Origin of the sequence: Albibacillus kandeliae, from assembly GCF_003116585.1 — a bacterium.
Classification (GTDB): Bacteria; Pseudomonadota; Alphaproteobacteria; order Rhodobacterales; family Rhodobacteraceae; genus Albibacillus; species Albibacillus kandeliae.
In genome coordinates this window covers 215,430-231,928 of record NZ_QEHM01000008.1, presented here as the reverse complement: position 1 = coordinate 231,928, position 16,499 = coordinate 215,430, and the positions used below count along the sequence as shown (strand labels likewise).

Here is a 16,499-nt window from a genome sequence, read left to right as displayed (position 1 = left end):
TTGCCAGAACACTTAAGCCCGCATCGCGGCAGAGACAATGGACAGGCGGTGCTCAGGGGCATCCGAGGCTCTGCTCGACGCCGCGAATGCGCTCGACCTCGGCGCGTTCGGCAAGGGTCAGCGGCACATCGGCCACGGCAAGGCCTGGGATGCAGGCGATCCCGGCAAAGGCCGCGCGCCCCCGAGCGCTCTGGAAGCAGTAGCCGCGCCGCGCGAAATAGGCGTTGCGCTGGTACCAGAGCTGATCGCACTGCGACTGCGAGGCGACAGGGCGCGCGGCGGGCTGGGCCGGTCTGATCCAGTTGGAATGGGCCCAGCCGCGCAGCCCGGTCTCTGTCTCGACCATCATCCACGCGCCGCTCTGGCCCAGCACGTTCAGCCGCGTGCCTTCGCCCATCTTGGCGATCCGCTGCGCGTTGCCGGTGATCCCGTCGCGCAGGGCCAGAAATCCGTCGCCATTCGGATCGAGGCCCGAGACCATGTAGGAAAACACCGGCTGGGGTGCGGGTGGCTGGACCTGCGCAGGCGCCTGAACCTGTGGCTGGGTTGCGGCCGAGAGGTAGAGTTCCTCGATCAGCGAGGAGTTTTCCCACGGGATTTGCTGGTCGTCGGTGTCGCGCCGCACCTCGGCCCGCACGTTGCGCATGATCGCGTGAATGTCGGCGCCGGGCGTCGCCATGTGCCGCAGCAGCGCGGCGGTGAAGGGGCTATTGCGGCCCCGGCCGTCGGCGGCGACGTTGTTGGGGCCGGTCGAAAAAGCGATGAAGCTGCCGATGCCGCCCTCCATCTTTCCGAGCCCGCTGCGCACGCCACCGGCGCGGCTGGCGCTGGCGTTGACGAAAGGATTGGTGCGGCAGGCGTCCAGGATGATGATCCGGGTGTTCGAGCGCTCACCGATCGAGCTGAGGATGCTCTGCATGCGGATCGAGCTGGACTTGAGCGCATCCTCGCCGCTCAGGTCCGCGTCGACGGGCATCAGGTAGTTGTCACTGCCGATTTGGCTGGCGTGTCCCGCGTAGTAGAACAGCGCGATATCATCTCGACCAAGGCTGGCGGCAAAGGTCTGAACCAGCTGCATCGCCTCGGTACGGGACAGGTCGATGCCCTCGTCGACAAGAAACCCCATTTGGCGCAGGCGTTGCGCCACGTCGCGCGCGTCGTTGGTGGGGTTCGGCAGCGCGTTCGCCGGATAGGCGCCGTTCCCCAGAACCAGCGCGCGCCGCTCGGCAAGGGCGGGCAGGGCGCTGGCGAGCAGCAGGAGAAGGACAAGAAGCAATTTCATGGCAGCCGCAATGACTTGGTCGGTTGCGGGATTTCTACATGGCGGGGCCGGTGGTGCAATGCGTTCTTGCCCGCCCGGGTGTCAGCCGTACTGCCGCAGCATCTCTTTGAGGTCGTCGAGCGTGTTGGCCTCCTGTACCGGCTTGTCTCGTCGCCAGCGCGCCATGCGCGGAAACCGCAGGGCAACGCCGGACTTGTGGCGCGTGCTCCGCTGGATGCCTTCGAAGGCGATCTCGAAGACATGCTCGGGCGTCACCTGCCGGACGGGCCCGAACTTCTGCCGGGTGTTGCGCCGGACCCAGGCGGTGATCTCGCGGAATTCCTCGTCGGACAGACCCGAGTAGGCCTTGGTAAAAGGCACGAGGTCGTTGCCGTTCCAGACCGCGAAGGTGAAGTCGGTGAACAGGTTGGCGCGCCGGCCACTGCCGGACTGGGCATAGATCATCACCGCGTCGATGGTCAGCGGATCGAGCTTCCACTTCCACCAGTCGCCCTTCTTGCGCCCGGCGAGATAGGGGCTGTCGGCGCGTTTCAGCATCAGCCCCTCGGCCGTGGCCTCCCGCGCGCCCTTGCGGATGCGGGCGAGGTCCTCCCACGTTCCAAAATCGACCGGCGGGGAGAGCCGCAGAGGCGCATCGCGGGGCAGGTCGGCCAGCAGCCGCTCCAGCCGGGTGCGCCGCTCGGCGAAGGGCTGGTCGCGGATGTCGGTGCCGTGCTCCTCCAGCAGGTCGTAGGCGCAGAGTTCGACCGGGGCGTCGGTGAGCAGCTTCTTGGACACCGTCTTGCGCCCGATCCGCTTCTGCAGGGCGTTGAAGCTCTGGGGGCCCTCGGCCGTCCAGACCATGATCTCGCCGTCAAGTACCGTGCCGTCCGGAACGAAATCGATCGCGCGGGCAAACTCGGGGAAGGTGTCGGTGATCAGCTCCTCGCCGCGCGACCAGAGGAAGTGGCTGCCGTCGCGCAGGACCAGTTGCCCGCGGATGCCGTCCCACTTCCATTCCGCGCGCCAGTCTTCGGGCGGGCCAAGTGCCTTGGGTTCGGTGTCGAGCCCGTAGGCAAGGTAGAAGGGATAGGGCCGCGAGGCATCCGCCGCGCTGTTCTCGGCCTCGATCAGCTCGTGCCAGCTGGTGGTCTCGGGCGTCCAGTTGCCCATCAGGCGGTGCGCCATCTCGGCCTCGTCCCGCCCGGTGGCTTGCGCCAGCGCGCGGGTCATCAGCTTCTGGCTGACACCGATGCGGAAGCCCCCGGTGATCAGCTTGTTGAATAGGAAGCGTTCAGTGGTGCCAAGTTGGTCCCACGCGCGGTGGATGAAGTCCTTGCGGTCTTCTTCGCTCACATTCGAAATGTCTCGCAGGGCGTTGATCCAGAACGTCAAACCGGAGTCATCCACAGACTCCCCAGGCGGCAGGAGCAGCGCGATGGTCTCGGCTAGGTCACCGACGATCGCATAGCTTTCCTCAAGCAGCCAGAGCGGCAGGCCAGCGCGCTCCGCCGCCCACTCGCGCAGACGGGTGGTGGTAGTGGCGCGCCGGGGCCGACGCCCCGAGAACAGTGCCACGGTCCACAATCGGTCGGTTTCCGGTGCGTCGCGGAAGTAGTCGGCAAGGGCCGCGACCTTGACGGTGGTCTTGGTCGAGCCGTCGATCTCGCGGAACAGCTGGGCGAAACGTTTCATTCCGCCGACTCGCTCTCGGTGGTCTCGCCTTCGTATTCGGTCCGGACCACGGCGGCATTCCAGCCGCTGTCATTCAGGTATCTTGTGAAGACATCGGTGTAACCGTGCGTGACATATATGTTTTCCGCGCCGGTTTGCTCGATGGCCCACAGCAGCCCGGTCCAGTCCGCGTGGTCGGAAATGACAAAACCGCGGTCGACGGCGCGGCGGCGGCGTACCCCGCGCAATTGCATCCAGCCGCTCGCGAAGCCGCCCGAAACCTTGCCGAACCGGCGCGCCCAGGTACTGCCGAGCGCGGAGGGCGGCGCGAGCACCAGCGCCCCGGGGTGGTCGGTGCCCTTGGTCTCCGGCGTGACATGAACGGTGTCGGGCAGCGCATAGCCCTGCCGACGCAGCACCTCGGTCGTGCTCTCGACCGCGCCGTGGGTCAGGATCGGCCCGATGGCCGGGTCGAGCATCGCCAGCAGCCTCTGCGCCTTGCCAAGCGAGTAGGCCCCGAGCACCGGCGTCACCCCCTCCGCCACGCTCTCGCGCCACCATTGGTTGAGCCGGGCGGCAACATCGGCCTGCGTGGGCCACCGAAACACCGGCAGCCCGAAGGTGCTCTCGGTGATGAAGCTGTGGCAGCGGACCGGCTCGAAGGGCTCGCTCAGCCCGTCGGCGACGACCTTGTAGTCGCCCGAGACCACCCAGACCTCGCCCGCGACCTCGATCCTGATCTGCGCCGAGCCGGGCACGTGGCCCGCTGGATGAAACGAGACCAGCGCGTCGCCGATCCGGAGCGTGGCGCCATAGGCCACGGTTTCGAGAGTGATGTCGCCCAGCCGATGGTGCAGCACCGGGGCAGCGGCCTCGGTGGCGAGATAGCGGGCATGGCCGGGGCGGGCGTGGTCCGCATGCCCGTGGGTGATCAGCGCCCGGTCGACCGGGCGCCACGGGTCTACGAAGAACCCGCCGGCGGGGCAGAAAATACCCCTGTCGGTGAAGGTGAGGACCGGATCGCGTGTCATGCCGCCGAATCTAGCATCCGGCGGCGACAGGACCAGTGGTCAGGCGCAGTGCTTGCTGCTGCCGTTCCCGATCTGCCCCGAGAACAGGGCGTCGAGCCGGTCGAAGACACGGGCGCGCGTCTCGGGCGTTTCCATCAGCACCTCGTGCTGGGCCCCCGGGACCACGTCCAGCTCGCCGCGCGGCCAGCGGCGCATGCGATCATGCGCTGCCGCCGTGTCGATGATGCTCTCGTCGGCCCCGATGAAGGTGATGCAGGGCAGGTCGGGCGACGGCTGGCGCGCAAGGGACTTGCACTCTTCCAGCGCCTCCCGGAGCCAGATCATGCTGGGCCCGCCGAGGGCCAGCTCGGGATGGGATTCCAGCTGGTGCTGCATCATCCGGAACATCTCGGCGTCGGTGGTCAGCATGTTGCCCTCGAACGGGTTCGACAGCACGTAGCTTTCGTACCGGGTGCTCGGCGGCAGGCGGTTGCCCATGCCGACGAGGTTCGCCACGCGGGGCAGGACCCAGCCGAAGGGCTTGAGCAGCGCGGACATGTAGATGCCCCACATCGGCCCGGTAAAGGCGCAGCTCTGGACGGGGAGGCCCTCCATCACGGCGCGCAGGCCGATGGCGCCGCCCATCGAGTGCCCCAGCACGTGCCAGGGCCGCGGCAGGTCCATCTCGGCCGCCCATTCCATCACCGCGGCCACATCGCGCTGATAGTCGGTAAAGCGCACCACGTGACCCACGCGGACATCGTCGATCAGGCGGTCGGCAAGACCCTGACCGCGCCAGTCGATGGCGACCATCGCATAGCCACGCTCGGCCAGTTCGGCGGCGGTACGGCCGTATTTCTCGATGTATTCAGTACGCCCGGGGAACAGCAAAAGCGTCCCCCTGGCGTTGTCGCAGGGCCAGTAGCCCACGCGCAGTTTCACCCCGTCAGAGGCGGTCAGCCACCAGGCCGCGCCGCCCTGCGGGCCGCCGGCCAGGTCGTCGAAGAAGGGGGCCGGCTGAAGGGTCATCAGGCCAGCACCGAGGCGAGCTTCATCGCCATCCCCATGTCGCCGTCGACTTTCAGTTTCCCGGTCATGAAAGCGCTGGTGGGGTTCATGTCGCCTTCGAAGATGGCCTGAAAGGTCTCGGCATCGGCGCTCATGGTCACGTCGGCCTCTTCGTCACCGACGCGCGCGCCGTCGGAATCGAGCATGATGCAGCCCACATCGGCCACCTCGAACTTGGCGGTGCCGCCGAAATCGGCGCCTGCGACCTTGGCATTCAGCTCGTTCGCTGCCTGCTCCAGAAAATCGCTCATCTTTCAGTCCTCATGGATATTTGACGCGCTTGTCTCTGGCCTTCGCCGCGCGTCGCGTTACACTGCAAATTGTTATGAGCATTCGTCATCCCAGACTCAAAGGTATCGTGGCGGCAATCGCCCTCATAGTCACGTATTCCATACCTTTGAACGCACAGACACTGGAGGTGCCCGGCACCCCCGCGCCGCAGGCGGCGCCGGAGGTTCCTGCGGACCTCACCAGCGAGCCGGAACTGCTGCAGCGACTCGCCACCGCGGACACCGCCGAGGCCAAGCGGCTGGACCGGCAGTTGCAGGCGATCTGGAGCAAGAGCGGATCGACCTCGATGGATTTGCTGCTGCAACGCGGGCGCGACGCGCTGGAGGCCGACGAGGCCAGCGTGGCAATCGAGCACCTGACCGCGCTGACTGATCATGCGCCCGAGTTCGCCGAGGGCTTCCATACCCGCGCGACCGCCTACTTCCGCGCCGGGCTCTATGGCCCCGCGCTGGCGGACCTCGGGCGTGCGCTGGAGTTGAATCCGAACAACTACAATGCCATCTACGGGCTCGGTGTCATGCTCGAGAGCCTTGGAGAGGACAAGCGCGCCTTTGCGGCCTACGAGCGGGTGCTGGCGCTGAACCCTCATCACGAGGAGGCCGCGCAGGGTGAAGAGCGTCTCCGGGTGGGCGTAGAGGGTACCTCTCTCTAGAGGTCGGTTGCATTGATTACAGGGTTCCGCTGATGACAGGGTCATCCCGGGTCGTGGCCGTTCTCGGCCCCACCAACACAGGCAAGACACACTACGCGATCGAGCGGATGCTGGGGCACCGGACCGGGGTCATGGGCCTGCCGCTGCGCCTGCTGGCGCGCGAGGTCTACGACCGGATCGTCGCGATTCGCGGTCCCTCGGTGGTGGCGCTGGTCACCGGTGAAGAGCGGATCGTGCCGCCGCGCACCCAGTACTGGGTCTGCACGGTCGAGGCGATGCCCGAGGGCATGGGCTGCGATTTCCTTGCCGTCGACGAGATCCAGCTTTGTGCCGACCCTGAGCGCGGCCATGTCTTTACCGACCGCCTGCTGCGCGCGCGCGGCCTGCACGAGACGCTGTTTCTTGGGTCCGACACCATGCGCGGAGCGATTCAGGCGCTGGTGCCCGAAGCGCGGTTTCTCCAGCGCGAGCGAATGTCGCAGCTGGTCTACACCGGCGCCAAGAAGATCACGCGGATGCCGCCGCGCAGCGCCATCGTCGGCTTCTCCGTCGAGAACGTCTATGCCATCGCCGAGCTGATCCGGCGGCAGAAGGGCGGGGCGGCGGTCGTGATGGGCGCGCTCAGCCCGCGCACGCGCAATGCCCAGGTCGCGCTCTACCAGAACGGCGAGGTCGACTACCTCGTGGCGACCGATGCCATCGGCATGGGCCTGAACCTCGATATCGACCACGTGGCCTTTTCCTCGCTGAGCAAGTTCGACGGGCGCCGGATGCGGCCGCTGGCGCCGAACGAACTGGCGCAGATTGCTGGACGGGCAGGGCGTGGCATGTCCAACGGCACCTTCGGCGTCACCGGCGAGGCGCGGCCGCTGGACGAGGGGATGGCGCAGGCGATCATGGAGCATCGCTTTACCCCGCTGAAGAAGCTGAACTGGCGCAACGCGGCGCTGAGCTTCGGGACCATTCCGGCTCTGATCGACTCGCTGGAGCGCAGCCCGGACTCCGAACACCTGAACAAGGCGCGCGAGGCCGACGACCTGATGGCGCTGAAAACGCTGGGCCGTCAGGCCGAGGTCGCGGCGCGCGCGACCGATGCGGTCTCGGTACGGCTGCTCTGGGATGTGTGCCGAATCCCCGACTTCAGGGGAATCAGTCACGCCGAACATGCGAGCCTTCTCGAGGTTATTTTCAATCACCTGCATGAACGCGGAGCGATTCCCGACGACTGGATGGCGCGACAAATTCGCAGGATTGACCGAACTGACGGCGATATTGACGCGTTAAGCAAGAGATTGGCCTTTATCCGCACATGGACCTACGTTGCACAGCGCAAGGGATGGACGAAGGACGAAAGCCATTGGCGGGATGAGACCCGCGCGGTAGAAGACAGGGTGTCCGACGCTCTTCACGAACGTTTGACGCAGCGATTTGTGGACCGGCGGACCTCTGTTCTGCTCCGCCGGCTCAAACAGAAGGAGGCCCTTTTGGCCGAAGTGAACGAAAAAGGTGAGGTCACAGTCGAAGGCGAATTCGTCGGTCGGCTGGAAGGATTCCGCTTTAGCCCGGACAAGGGCGCCGCTGGCGCCGAGGCAAAAGCGATCAAGTCTGCATCCCTGCAGGCCCTGGCGCCGCAATTCCATCTGCGCGCGGACCGTTTCTATAACGCCCCCGATACCGAGATCGATTTTACCGAACAGGGTGGCCTGATGTGGGGCGACAGCGCCGTTGGCAAGCTGGTCGCCGGATCGGAGCCACTGAAGCCGCAGGTCGAGGTCTTTGTCGACGACGTGGCCGGACCGGAGGTGGCTCAGAAGGTCCAGCGCCGTCTGCAGCATTTCATCGACCGCAAGATCGCCGCGCTGTTCGAGCCGCTGCTGAACCTTCAGCGCGACGAGACGCTGACGGGCCTCGCCCGCGGCTTTGCCTTCCGCATGGTCGAAGGGCTGGGGATCCTGATCCGCGCCGACGTCCAGCAGGAGGTCAAGGACCTCGATCAGGACGCGCGCGCCAGCCTGCGCAAGCATGGTCTGCGTTTTGGCCAGTTCACCATCTTCATGCCGCTGCTGCTCAAGCCCGCGCCGACGCGCCTGCGGCTGGTGCTGTGGTCGCTGGGCAAGGGCCTGCAGGAGTTCCCCGAGGCCCCGCCGCCGGGTCTGGTGACCATTCCCGCGGTCAAGGACGCGCCCGATGGCTACTTTGCCATGTGCGGCTACCGCGCAGCGGGCGAGCGGGCGATCCGCATCGACATGCTGGAACGCCTTGCCGACATGCTGCGGAGCGAGGACAGCCGGGGTGGCTTTGAGGCCAAGCCCGACATGCTCTCGATCACCGGCATGACGCTGGAACAGTTCGCCGACCTGATGCAGGGCCTTGGCTATCGCGCCGAGAAGGGTGAACGGACCAAGGTCAAGGCGGTCGACCAGGTGGTGCCTGAAGCGGCCGAGCTCTCCGAGCCCGAGACGCCAGTTGCCGATACCCCGGTGATGGATGCCGCCGAAGAGGCCGCCCCCGGCGCCGTGATCGCGGAACCGGAGACACCGGCCGCCGCCGACGTGCCGGAAGGCACCGAGGCAATTGCGGACGAGGGTGTCGCGCCCGTGGCCGAGGAACCGGCGGAGCAGGCCGAGGTCGCAGCCGAGATCCCCGAGGTTTCGGAAACCGAGGTTCCGGTGGGCACGCCTGCCGACGCCGAGGTCGAAGGCCCCGAAGCCGAGGTCTTCTATACCTTCACCTGGGGTCGTCAGAACACCCGCAGCCGGGGGCCGCAGCAGCAACAACAGCGCGGCGCCGGTGGCGGCGGTGCTGGCGCAGGGCGCCCGCAGCAGGGCAAGGGCGGCAAACCGCGTGGCAACAAGCCCAAGGGGGGCAAGCCGGGTGGTAACAAGCCCCGCAACGAAGGTCCCCGGACCTTCTCGGCCAAGCCCAAGCGTGAAGAGAAGAAGATCGACCCGGACAACCCGTTTGCCGCAGCCCTGATGGGGCTTCGGGACAACAAGTAATCCCATGGCCGAGGCGCCGGGCAAGATCCGCGTCGACAAGTGGCTGTGGTACGCCCGGTTCTTCAAGACCCGCTCGCTGGCGACAAAGCTGGTGAGCGGGGGACATCTCCGGTTGAACGGCGAACGTATCGAGAAACCGGCGCATTCGGTTGCGCCGGGAGATGTGCTGACCTTTCCGCAGGGGCGGCAGGTTCGGGTGGTCCGCATCGTCGCCATCGGCGAGCGGCGCGGCCCGGCGCCTGAGGCGCAGGCGCTCTACGAGGATCTCACCCCGCCCGAAGAGCGCGACAAGCCCGTGGAACGGGCAGGGGAACGGCCGACCAAGAAGGACCGCCGCGCGCTGGATGCCTTCCGGCAGCTCGACGAGTAGTGATCAGTCGAACAGCGGCACGTTGGTCGGCTTGCCGTCGATGGTGACGGTGTTCTTCTCCCGCCAGTAATCGTGCAGGTCGTCGTCCGACTTCTTGTTGGTCCACTGGTCCAGCGTATCGCGGTGGCGGTCGAAGTCCATGAAGGGCACCGCGTAACCGCAGGAGGTCTGCACCATGTCGATCTGCAGGTCGTAGACCTGCCGTGACCCGCGATGCGCCGGGAAGTGGGCGGCCAGGTCGTCCCAGCCCTCTTCACCGTACTGGCAGACAGTCGCGGTGCCATAGCAGCGCAGGATCAGCGGTCGCGTGGTGAAGGAACACCACATCAGCGTCATGCGCGGGTTTTCCAGCAGGTGGCCGGCCGTCTCATTCCCCGACCCGGTGATGTTGAGCCAGAGGATGCGGTTCGGCCCCATCACCCGCAGGCTGTCTCCGCCCTTGGGCGAGACGTTGACGCGCCCGTCCGGCCCGGCGGTTCCGGTGAAGAAGATGTGCTGATCCTCGATGAAACGCCGGTGGGCGTCCTCGAGGTTCGGGAACTGCTTGGCCATCGGCGCTTACTCCACGGTGACGGACTTGGCGAGGTTCCGAGGTTGGTCCACATCGGTCCCCTTGGCAACCGCCGTATGGTAGGCCAGCAGCTGGGCCGGCACGGCATAGAGGATCGGTGCCAGAACATGCGGCACCGACGGCATCCGGATCACCGACCAGACCCCCTCGCTTGCCTCGTTGATGCCCTCGATGTCCGAGATCAGCACCACCTTGCCCTTGCGCGCCATCACCTCCTGCATGTTCGACACCGTCTTGTCGAACAGCTCGTCCCGCGGGGCCATGACCACCACGGGCATGTGCTTGTCGATCAGCGCGATGGGGCCGTGTTTCAGCTCGCCAGAGGCATAGCCCTCGGCATGGATGTAGCTGATTTCCTTGAGTTTCAGCGCCCCTTCCAGCGCGAGCGGGTACATCTGGCCGCGCCCCAGGAACAGCACGTCGCGCGCTTCGCTCAGCGACAGGGCAGCGCGGCGGATCGCGTCTTCCTCGTCGAGCGCGGCGTTCAGGTGCGACGGCAGGCTGCGCAGGGCCGAGATGTGATCGGCAAGTTCCTCTGCGCTCAGCGTGCCCCGGTCTGCGGCGGCCTTCAGCGCCAGCAACAGCAGGACCGAAAGCTGGCAGGTGAACGCCTTGGTCGAGGCCACGCCGACCTCGACCCCGGCGTGGATCGGCAGCGCGAGGTCGCTTTCCCGCGCAATCGAGCTCTCGGGGACGTTGATGACCGAAACGATCTGGCGCGCTTTGCCTTCGCAGTAACGCAGGGCGGCGAGGGTATCGGCGGTCTCGCCCGACTGGCTGACGAACAGCGCCAGCGTGTTGGCGCTGACCGGCGGCTCGCGATAGCGGAACTCCGAGGCGACATCGACCTCGACGGGCAGCTTGGCGATCTGCTCGAACCAGTACTTGGCGGTGAGGCAGGCATAGAAGGCCGTGCCGCAGGCCACCATGGTCAGCCGCTCGATCTTGGTAAAGTCGATGCCCTTGCCCGGCAGCGAGATGGTGTCGTCCGCAATCGGCAGGTAATGCGACAGAGCATCGGCCAGAACGTTGGGCTGTTCGGCGATCTCCTTCGCCATGAAGTGCTTGTGTCCGCCCTTGTCGATCCGGGTCGATCCGATGGCGATCTCGCGCATCTTGCGGTTGGCGATGGAGCCATGCGCGTCGCGGATTTCGAGGCTGGTGCGGGTCAGAACCGCACGGTCACCTTCCTCGAGGTAGGTGATGCGGTTTGTGAGCGGGGCGAGGGCGATGGCGTCAGACCCCACGTACATCTCGCCGTCGCCATGCCCGATGGCCAGCGGAGAGCCCTTGCGCGCTGCGACGATGAGGTCGTCCTCACCCTCGAACAGGAAGGCGAGGGCAAAGGCGCCCTCCAGACGGTCGAGCGTGCGGTAGACGGCATCGACCGGGCCAAGCCCCTCCTTCATGTGCTGCTCGGTCAGCAGCGCGACGGTCTCGGTGTCGGTCTCGGTGACAAAGGTGGCCCCCTTGGCGGCCAGTTCGGCCCGGAGATCGCGGAAGTTCTCGATGATCCCGTTGTGCACCACCGCCACCTGTCCCGCGCGATGGGGGTGGGCGTTGGTCACCGTCGGGGCCCCGTGGGTCGCCCAGCGGGTATGGCCGATGCCGGACTTGCCCGGAAGCGGTTCGTGCACCAGAAGGTCCGAGAGGTTGACCAGCTTGCCGACCGCGCGGCGGCGGTCCAGCACACCGGAGTTCACCGTGGCGATCCCGGCGCTGTCATAGCCGCGATATTCCAGACGTTTCAGCGCTTCGACAAGGATCGGCGCTGCTTCGTGGTCTCCAAGAACCCCGACAATACCGCACATTTCTACTGCCCTTTTTCTTTGTTGGCTTTAATTGCCTTCAACTTTTCGAACAATTTGACGGCCAGGCCCGGTTTATTCTCTTGGCGTGCACGGGCGACGGCCATGGCCTCTGCCGGGACGTCTTTGGTGATGACCGAGCCGGTGGCGGTCATGGCATCGTTGCCCACCGTGACGGGTGCAACCAGCATCGTGTTCGACCCGATGAAGGCGCGTTCGCCGATCACGGTGCGGTGCTTCATCACCCCGTCGTAGTTGCAGGTGATGGTGCCCGCGCCGATGTTGGTTTTCGCCCCCACATCCGCATCGCCGATATAGCTCAGGTGGTTCACCTTGGCGCCCTCGGCGATTTGGGCGTTCTTGATCTCGACGAAGTTGCCGATGTGGACGTGTTCAGCCAGTTCGGCACCCGGGCGGAGCCGGGCAAAGGGGCCGACCGTGGCGCCACGGCTCACATGGCATCCTTCAAGATGCGAGAAGGCGCGGATCGTCGCCTCGGACTCGACCGTCACGCCGGGGCCAAAGACCACGTTGGGTTCGATCACGCTGTCGCGCCCGATGTAGGTGTCGAAGGCAAGGTAAACCGTCTCGGGAGCCATCAGGGTCACGCCGAGGTCCAGCAGTTCGGCCCGCGCCCGCGCCTGGAACACCGCGTCGGCCTCTGCGAGGTCGGCGCGCGAGTTGATGCCGAGGGTTTCCGCCTCGTCGCATTTCACCGCCGTCACCGAGAGGCCGCGCGCATTGGCGAGTTCGGCCACCTCGGTCAGGTAGTACTCGCCGGCGGCGTTGTCGTTGCCGACCTCGGCGATCAGCGAGAACAGGGTCTTGGCATCGCAGGCAAGGAGGCCGCTGTTGCAGAACCGGATCGCCCGTTCCTCTTCGCTCGCGTCCTTGTACTCGACGATGCGGGCAAGGCGGTCGCCCTGCATGACCAGCCGGCCATAGCGCGCGTCGGGGTGAGCGGTGTCAAAGCCGAGGATCACCATGTCGTGCCGGCCGCGCGCCGCGACCATCGCGTCGAGCGTCTCGGGCCGGATGAAGGGGGTGTCGCCGAACAGGACGACGACGTCGCCCTCGAACTCCTCCAGCGCAGGCCGCGCCATGTCGACCGCGTGCGCCGTGCCGTTCTGCTCTTCCTGCAGGACGACTTCGGCGGTTTCGTCCAGTTCGGCCACCGCCGCGCGCACCAGATCGGCCCCGTGCCCCGCCACGACCACGGTGCGCGCGGGCTCCAGAGCGGCCCCCGCCTGCAGCGCGTGGGCCAGCATCGGCGCCTGCGCGATCGGATGCAGGACCTTGGGCAGGTCCGAGTTCATCCGCGTGCCTTTGCCGGCGGCCAGTATGACGAGGGCGATATCCATGCGTTTTCTCTTTGTGTTCCGGGTCCGCCCGTTTTATCCGCTGTCGGGCGCGGCGCAAGCGGGCGCGCGATCAATCAAGGTTGCAGGCTGCAACAGCATCGGGCGAAAAGCCGCCCAGCAGCAGCTCGCGGTTCACGGAGAGTAACGATGCGGACGGTGATTTTCGACCTTGATGGCACTCTGGCCGATACCTCGGGCGACCTGATCGCCGCAGCCAACCACTGTTTCCGCGACATGGGGCTCGGCGACATGCTGGACCCGGTACGTGACGCGGGCGTGGCCCTGCGGGGCGGGCGGCGCATGCTGAGCCACGGCCTGACCCTCGCCGGACGCCATGACGAGGCGGTGATCGACGCCTACTACCAGGTGTTGCTCGACGCCTACGCCGAGGACATCGACACCCATACCGTCCTCTATCCCGGCGCGATGGAGGCGGTGGAGGCGCTGCGCATGGCGGGCTATGGCGTGGGTATCTGCACCAACAAGCCCGAGGCGCTGGCCGAGATGCTGCTGACCCGGCTCGGCGTGCGGGATGCCTTTGCCTCGATGGTGGGGGCCGACACGCTGCCGGTACGCAAGCCCGATCCCGCGCCGCTGCGCGAAGCGGCGCGCCGGGCCGGGGGCGACCCCGCGCTCTGCCTGCTGGTCGGCGACAGCGACACCGACCGCAACACTGCCCGCGCAGCAGGCGTGCCCTCCGTCCTCGTGACCTTCGGACCCTCGGGCGACGACATGGCCGCCCTCGCGCCCGAGGCGCTCTGTCACGCGTACTCGGACCTGCCCGACATCGTGACCGGGCTGATCGGCCGGAACAGCTGAGCCGTCAGCGCGTCGAAGCCGCTCTTCGGCAGGGCATGAACCGCGGCCTCGATGGCCCCGGCACGGTCCGCCCCCAGCGCCTCGTCGGCGAGCACATGGTACTTGGCCCGGATCTCGTCCTCGCTCGGCGGATCGGTCGCGTCCCAGCGCGGGGTGGTGATGCCCCCCTCGAGCCGCCGCCCATCCTTCAGCACCAGCGTCACCCGCGCGATCCGCTTGCCCGGAAAGAGGGCGTTCGCCTCCTCCGACTCGCGCATCACCATCCCGGTCGACAGGCGCACCACCTCGGGCTCGTTCAGCGCCTCGTCCGCGATGTCGGCGGCGCTGATCCCGCCGCGCACCATCGCGACGGCACTGGGGAAGGAGGTGGAATACTGCGCCTCGTCTGTGTCTGTCGGGCGGTTCATCGCCAGACGCACGGATTCGTGGAAGGTCTCCACCTCGATCCGCTCCACCATCTCCGAGGTCAGGTCATGTGCCCGGCGCAGCGCCAGCACCCCCTCGACCGGGGCCTGGGCCCAGCGGCAGACCGGATAGGGCTTGAAATACTGTTCGAGGATCAGCCAGCGCTCGCCGAGGTCGCCCCAGTAGGCCGGGGCCTCCTCGACGGTGATGGCTGGTGCCCCGGTGAAGCCGCGCGCGGCAAGCTGCACCGCCGAGACCCCGCACATGGCGCCCCAGCCCGAGCCATCCTTGACGTTGGTCGGCGTGTCGATGCAGCGCATCATCTGGCTGCGCGGCCCGTGGTACTCGGCGATGCCGAGCGCGTGCCGGGTCTTCTCGCGCCCCAGCCCGGCGATCCGCGCCCCGGCGGCGGCGGCCGTGACCGCGCCCCAGCTGCCCGAGGTGTGGTAGTCTGCCACCGTGGCATGCTGTGCGGTCGCGGCGCGCGAGCCGAACTCGTAGCCCATCACCAGCGCCGTCATGGCGTCCTCGCCGCTGATCCCGTGCAGGTGCCCGAAGGACAGGATCGACGGTAGAAGCGGACAGCCCACGTGACCCTTGGCGGGGTTGTAGCCGTCATGCCCGTCGAGCGAGTCGATGGTCATGCCCGCCGCGAGGGCCGCGCCGGGGGCGCTCGCAGTGCGTGCGTCGAAGAGCATTGGCACTGTGCCGCCGAAGGCCTCGACGGCATGGTCCCGGATCAGGGCGCTGACCCGCGTCGTGGCCGACGCCGCCGCGGCGACGCCGAGGAGGTCGAGCAGGCACATTTCCGCCCGCAGGCGGACGGGTGCGGGAATGTCCGACCAGCGCAGGTCGTGTATGAAATCAACGGGTGTCATGCCCCGAGGCTAGGCGCTGGCCCGCGCGATTCTGTTCCGTTCGCGACCTTTCCCGATCCGTCTTGACCATCCGCCGGGCGCGGCGCAGAAAGAGCCATGAGCGAAAGATTTACGGGCACATTCACCCAGCAGGAACCGATCCCGGAAGATGCTGTCGAGGCGGCGCTGGCAGTCCTGCGCCACGGCCGGCTGCACCGCTACAACGTGGTCGCTGGCGAGATCGCCGAGACCGCCCTGCTGGAAGAGGAATTCGCGGCCTTCACCGGCGCGCGCTACTGCCTCGCCGTGGCCTCCGGCGGTTACGCGATCGCGACCGCGCTGCGGGCCGCGGGCGTGACACCCGGCGACAGCGTCCTGACCAACACCTTCACGCTCGCCCCGGTGCCGGGCGCCATCGCGGCCGTGGGGGGCACCCCGGTCTTCGTGGGCGTCACCGAGCAGTTGACCATCGACCTCGACGATCTGGCCGCCAAGGCCGGTCAGGCCGGTTACCTGCTGCTGTCGCACATGCGCGGACATATCTGCGACATGGACCGGCTGATGGAGATCTGCGACGGCGCGGGCATCAAGGTGATCGAGGATTGCGCCCATACCATGGGCGCCGCGTGGAACGGCACGCCCTCCGGGCGCCACGGCGTCGCCGCCGCCTATTCCACCCAGACCTACAAGCACATGAACTCGGGCGAGGGCGGGTTCCTCGTGACCGACGACGAGGAACTCGCGGCGCGGGCGACGATCCTGTCGGGGTCCTACATGCTCTACGGCCGCCATCGCGCGGCGCCGGGACCGGAGGTCTTCGAGCGGGTGAAATACGACACCCCGAACATCTCGGGCCGGATGGACAACCTCCGCGCCGCCATCCTGCGCCCGCAGCTGAAAACGCTGCACGACCAGGTGGCGCGCTGGAACGAACGGTACGGCGTGCTGGAAGCCGGGCTGCGCGGCACGCCGGGCCTGACCGTGATCGAACGCCCGGCGGCAGAGACATATGTCGGTTCCTCGATCCAGGTGCTGCTGCTGGACTGGGCCGCCGAGGCGATCCTCGACGTGGTGGCGCGCTGCGCCGCGCGCGGGGTCGAGCTGAAATGGTTCGGCGCGCCGGAACCGGTGGCCTTCACCTCGCGCTACGACAGCTGGCGCTACGCACCGAGCGCCCCGATGCCGCCCAGCGACCGGGTGCTCGCGGGGATTCTCGACATGCGGGTGCCGCTGACCTTCTCGCTCGAGGACTGCGCGCTGATCGCCCGGATCATCCGCGAAGAAGTCAGTACCGTCTACGGCAACGGCGCATAGGGGGCGCTGCCCCCGTCGCGCGCTGCGCGCCTCCCCCGG

Annotated in this window: 15 protein-coding genes; 6 read left to right on the top strand and 9 right to left on the bottom strand. The window is 67.2% G+C overall.

Features of this window, described 5'->3' with window-relative positions; translation table 11 throughout:
* Positions 1 to 52: 52 nt before the first annotated feature.
* The 5 genes from DDT93_RS18935 to DDT93_RS18915 form a co-directional block, all read right to left on the bottom strand.
* Positions 53 to 1,282: a caspase family protein gene (locus DDT93_RS18935; protein ID WP_109467440.1), complete on the bottom strand. Its 1,230-nt coding sequence runs from the start codon at positions 1,280 to 1,282 to the stop codon at positions 53 to 55.
* An 81-nt stretch (positions 1,283 to 1,363) separates the two neighbouring features.
* A complete protein-coding gene (locus DDT93_RS18930) occupies positions 1,364 to 2,956 on the bottom strand; it encodes an ATP-dependent DNA ligase (RefSeq protein WP_109467439.1) in 1,593 nt (530 codons plus the stop codon).
* Entirely contained in the window at positions 2,953 to 3,966 is a 1,014-nt protein-coding gene (locus tag DDT93_RS18925; protein ID WP_109467438.1) for a ligase-associated DNA damage response exonuclease, read from the bottom strand. Before DDT93_RS18925 ends, DDT93_RS18930 begins: the two co-directional genes overlap by 4 nt.
* Positions 3,967 to 4,005: 39 nt before the next feature.
* On the bottom strand, positions 4,006 to 4,974 hold the full coding sequence (locus tag DDT93_RS18920) for an alpha/beta hydrolase (RefSeq protein ID WP_109467437.1): 969 nt from the start codon (positions 4,972 to 4,974) through the stop codon (positions 4,006 to 4,008).
* Complete coding sequence (locus DDT93_RS18915; RefSeq protein ID WP_109467436.1) at positions 4,974 to 5,264, bottom strand: SCP2 sterol-binding domain-containing protein; 291 nt, start codon at positions 5,262 to 5,264, stop codon at positions 4,974 to 4,976. The genes DDT93_RS18920 and DDT93_RS18915 overlap by 1 nt, the downstream gene beginning before the upstream one ends.
* Before the next feature lie 167 nt (positions 5,265 to 5,431).
* Between DDT93_RS18915 and DDT93_RS18910 the strand changes: the two genes are divergently transcribed.
* From DDT93_RS18910 to DDT93_RS18900, 3 genes are read left to right on the top strand one after another with little or no spacing between them, the layout of a single operon-like run.
* Positions 5,432 to 5,956, top strand: coding sequence for a tetratricopeptide repeat protein (locus tag DDT93_RS18910; protein WP_408607950.1), 525 nt, complete (start codon positions 5,432 to 5,434; stop codon positions 5,954 to 5,956).
* 32 nt (positions 5,957 to 5,988) lie between these two features.
* The gene (locus DDT93_RS18905; protein WP_109467434.1) at positions 5,989 to 8,955 is read left to right on the top strand and encodes a helicase-related protein; all 2,967 of its coding nucleotides are present in this window, start codon (positions 5,989 to 5,991) and stop codon (positions 8,953 to 8,955) included.
* Between the two features lie 4 nt (positions 8,956 to 8,959).
* Positions 8,960 to 9,325: an RNA-binding S4 domain-containing protein gene (locus DDT93_RS18900; RefSeq protein ID WP_109467433.1), complete on the top strand. Its 366-nt coding sequence runs from the start codon at positions 8,960 to 8,962 to the stop codon at positions 9,323 to 9,325.
* Between the two features lie 3 nt (positions 9,326 to 9,328).
* Here the strand turns inward: DDT93_RS18900 and DDT93_RS18895 are convergent, their stop codons facing one another.
* From DDT93_RS18895 to glmU, 3 genes are read right to left on the bottom strand one after another with little or no spacing between them, the layout of a single operon-like run.
* Positions 9,329 to 9,877 carry a pyridoxamine 5'-phosphate oxidase family protein gene (locus DDT93_RS18895; RefSeq protein ID WP_109467432.1) on the bottom strand — a complete coding sequence of 183 codons (549 nt, stop codon included), beginning with the start codon at positions 9,875 to 9,877 and terminating at the stop codon, positions 9,329 to 9,331.
* A 6-nt stretch (positions 9,878 to 9,883) separates the two neighbouring features.
* Positions 9,884 to 11,707, bottom strand: a complete 1,824-nt coding sequence (glmS, locus tag DDT93_RS18890; RefSeq protein WP_109467431.1) for a glutamine--fructose-6-phosphate transaminase (isomerizing) — start codon at positions 11,705 to 11,707, stop codon at positions 9,884 to 9,886.
* 2 nt (positions 11,708 to 11,709) lie between these two features.
* Positions 11,710 to 13,065 (bottom strand): bifunctional UDP-N-acetylglucosamine diphosphorylase/glucosamine-1-phosphate N-acetyltransferase GlmU, encoded by a 1,356-nt coding sequence (glmU, locus tag DDT93_RS18885; protein WP_109467430.1) that lies wholly within the window; start codon positions 13,063 to 13,065, stop codon positions 11,710 to 11,712.
* Here glmU and DDT93_RS26555 point away from each other — a divergent pair.
* Positions 13,064 to 13,210, top strand: coding sequence for a hypothetical protein (locus DDT93_RS26555; RefSeq protein ID WP_157960229.1), 147 nt, complete (start codon positions 13,064 to 13,066; stop codon positions 13,208 to 13,210). The genes glmU and DDT93_RS26555 overlap by 2 nt on opposite strands.
* A gap of 2 nt (positions 13,211 to 13,212) precedes the next feature.
* Positions 13,213 to 13,884: an HAD-IA family hydrolase gene (locus tag DDT93_RS18880; RefSeq protein ID WP_109467429.1), complete on the top strand. Its 672-nt coding sequence runs from the start codon at positions 13,213 to 13,215 to the stop codon at positions 13,882 to 13,884.
* Here DDT93_RS18880 and DDT93_RS18875 read toward each other — a convergent pair.
* Positions 13,827 to 15,167: an MmgE/PrpD family protein gene (locus tag DDT93_RS18875; protein ID WP_109467428.1), complete on the bottom strand. Its 1,341-nt coding sequence runs from the start codon at positions 15,165 to 15,167 to the stop codon at positions 13,827 to 13,829. The genes DDT93_RS18880 and DDT93_RS18875 overlap by 58 nt on opposite strands.
* Before the next feature lie 96 nt (positions 15,168 to 15,263).
* On the opposite strand from DDT93_RS18875, the gene DDT93_RS18870 reads away from it, so the two are divergent.
* Entirely contained in the window at positions 15,264 to 16,460 is a 1,197-nt protein-coding gene (locus tag DDT93_RS18870) for a DegT/DnrJ/EryC1/StrS family aminotransferase (RefSeq protein ID WP_109467427.1), read from the top strand.
* The last annotated feature ends 39 nt before the right edge of the window (positions 16,461 to 16,499 follow it).

What these genes read in the sequence shown, in the direction of transcription:
- DDT93_RS18875 (WP_109467428.1), bottom strand. Translation starts at nt 15,167, where the DNA reads ATGACACCCGTTGATTTCATACACGACCTGCGCTGGTCGGACATTCCC.
- DDT93_RS18870 (WP_109467427.1), top strand. Translation starts at nt 15,264, where the DNA reads ATGAGCGAAAGATTTACGGGCACATTCACCCAGCAGGAACCGATCCCG.
- DDT93_RS26555 (WP_157960229.1), top strand. Translation starts at nt 13,064, where the DNA reads ATGCGTTTTCTCTTTGTGTTCCGGGTCCGCCCGTTTTATCCGCTGTCG.
- DDT93_RS18925 (WP_109467438.1), bottom strand. Translation starts at nt 3,966, where the DNA reads ATGACACGCGATCCGGTCCTCACCTTCACCGACAGGGGTATTTTCTGC.
- DDT93_RS18920 (WP_109467437.1), bottom strand. Translation starts at nt 4,974, where the DNA reads ATGACCCTTCAGCCGGCCCCCTTCTTCGACGACCTGGCCGGCGGCCCG.
- glmU (WP_109467430.1), bottom strand. Translation starts at nt 13,065, where the DNA reads ATGGATATCGCCCTCGTCATACTGGCCGCCGGCAAAGGCACGCGGATG.
- DDT93_RS18900 (WP_109467433.1), top strand. Translation starts at nt 8,960, where the DNA reads ATGGCCGAGGCGCCGGGCAAGATCCGCGTCGACAAGTGGCTGTGGTAC.
- DDT93_RS18905 (WP_109467434.1), top strand. Translation starts at nt 5,989, where the DNA reads ATGACAGGGTCATCCCGGGTCGTGGCCGTTCTCGGCCCCACCAACACA.
- DDT93_RS18915 (WP_109467436.1), bottom strand. Translation starts at nt 5,264, where the DNA reads ATGAGCGATTTTCTGGAGCAGGCAGCGAACGAGCTGAATGCCAAGGTC.
- DDT93_RS18880 (WP_109467429.1), top strand. Translation starts at nt 13,213, where the DNA reads ATGCGGACGGTGATTTTCGACCTTGATGGCACTCTGGCCGATACCTCG.
- DDT93_RS18935 (WP_109467440.1), bottom strand. Translation starts at nt 1,282, where the DNA reads ATGAAATTGCTTCTTGTCCTTCTCCTGCTGCTCGCCAGCGCCCTGCCC.
- DDT93_RS18895 (WP_109467432.1), bottom strand. Translation starts at nt 9,877, where the DNA reads ATGGCCAAGCAGTTCCCGAACCTCGAGGACGCCCACCGGCGTTTCATC.
- glmS (WP_109467431.1), bottom strand. Translation starts at nt 11,707, where the DNA reads ATGTGCGGTATTGTCGGGGTTCTTGGAGACCACGAAGCAGCGCCGATC.
- DDT93_RS18930 (WP_109467439.1), bottom strand. Translation starts at nt 2,956, where the DNA reads ATGAAACGTTTCGCCCAGCTGTTCCGCGAGATCGACGGCTCGACCAAG.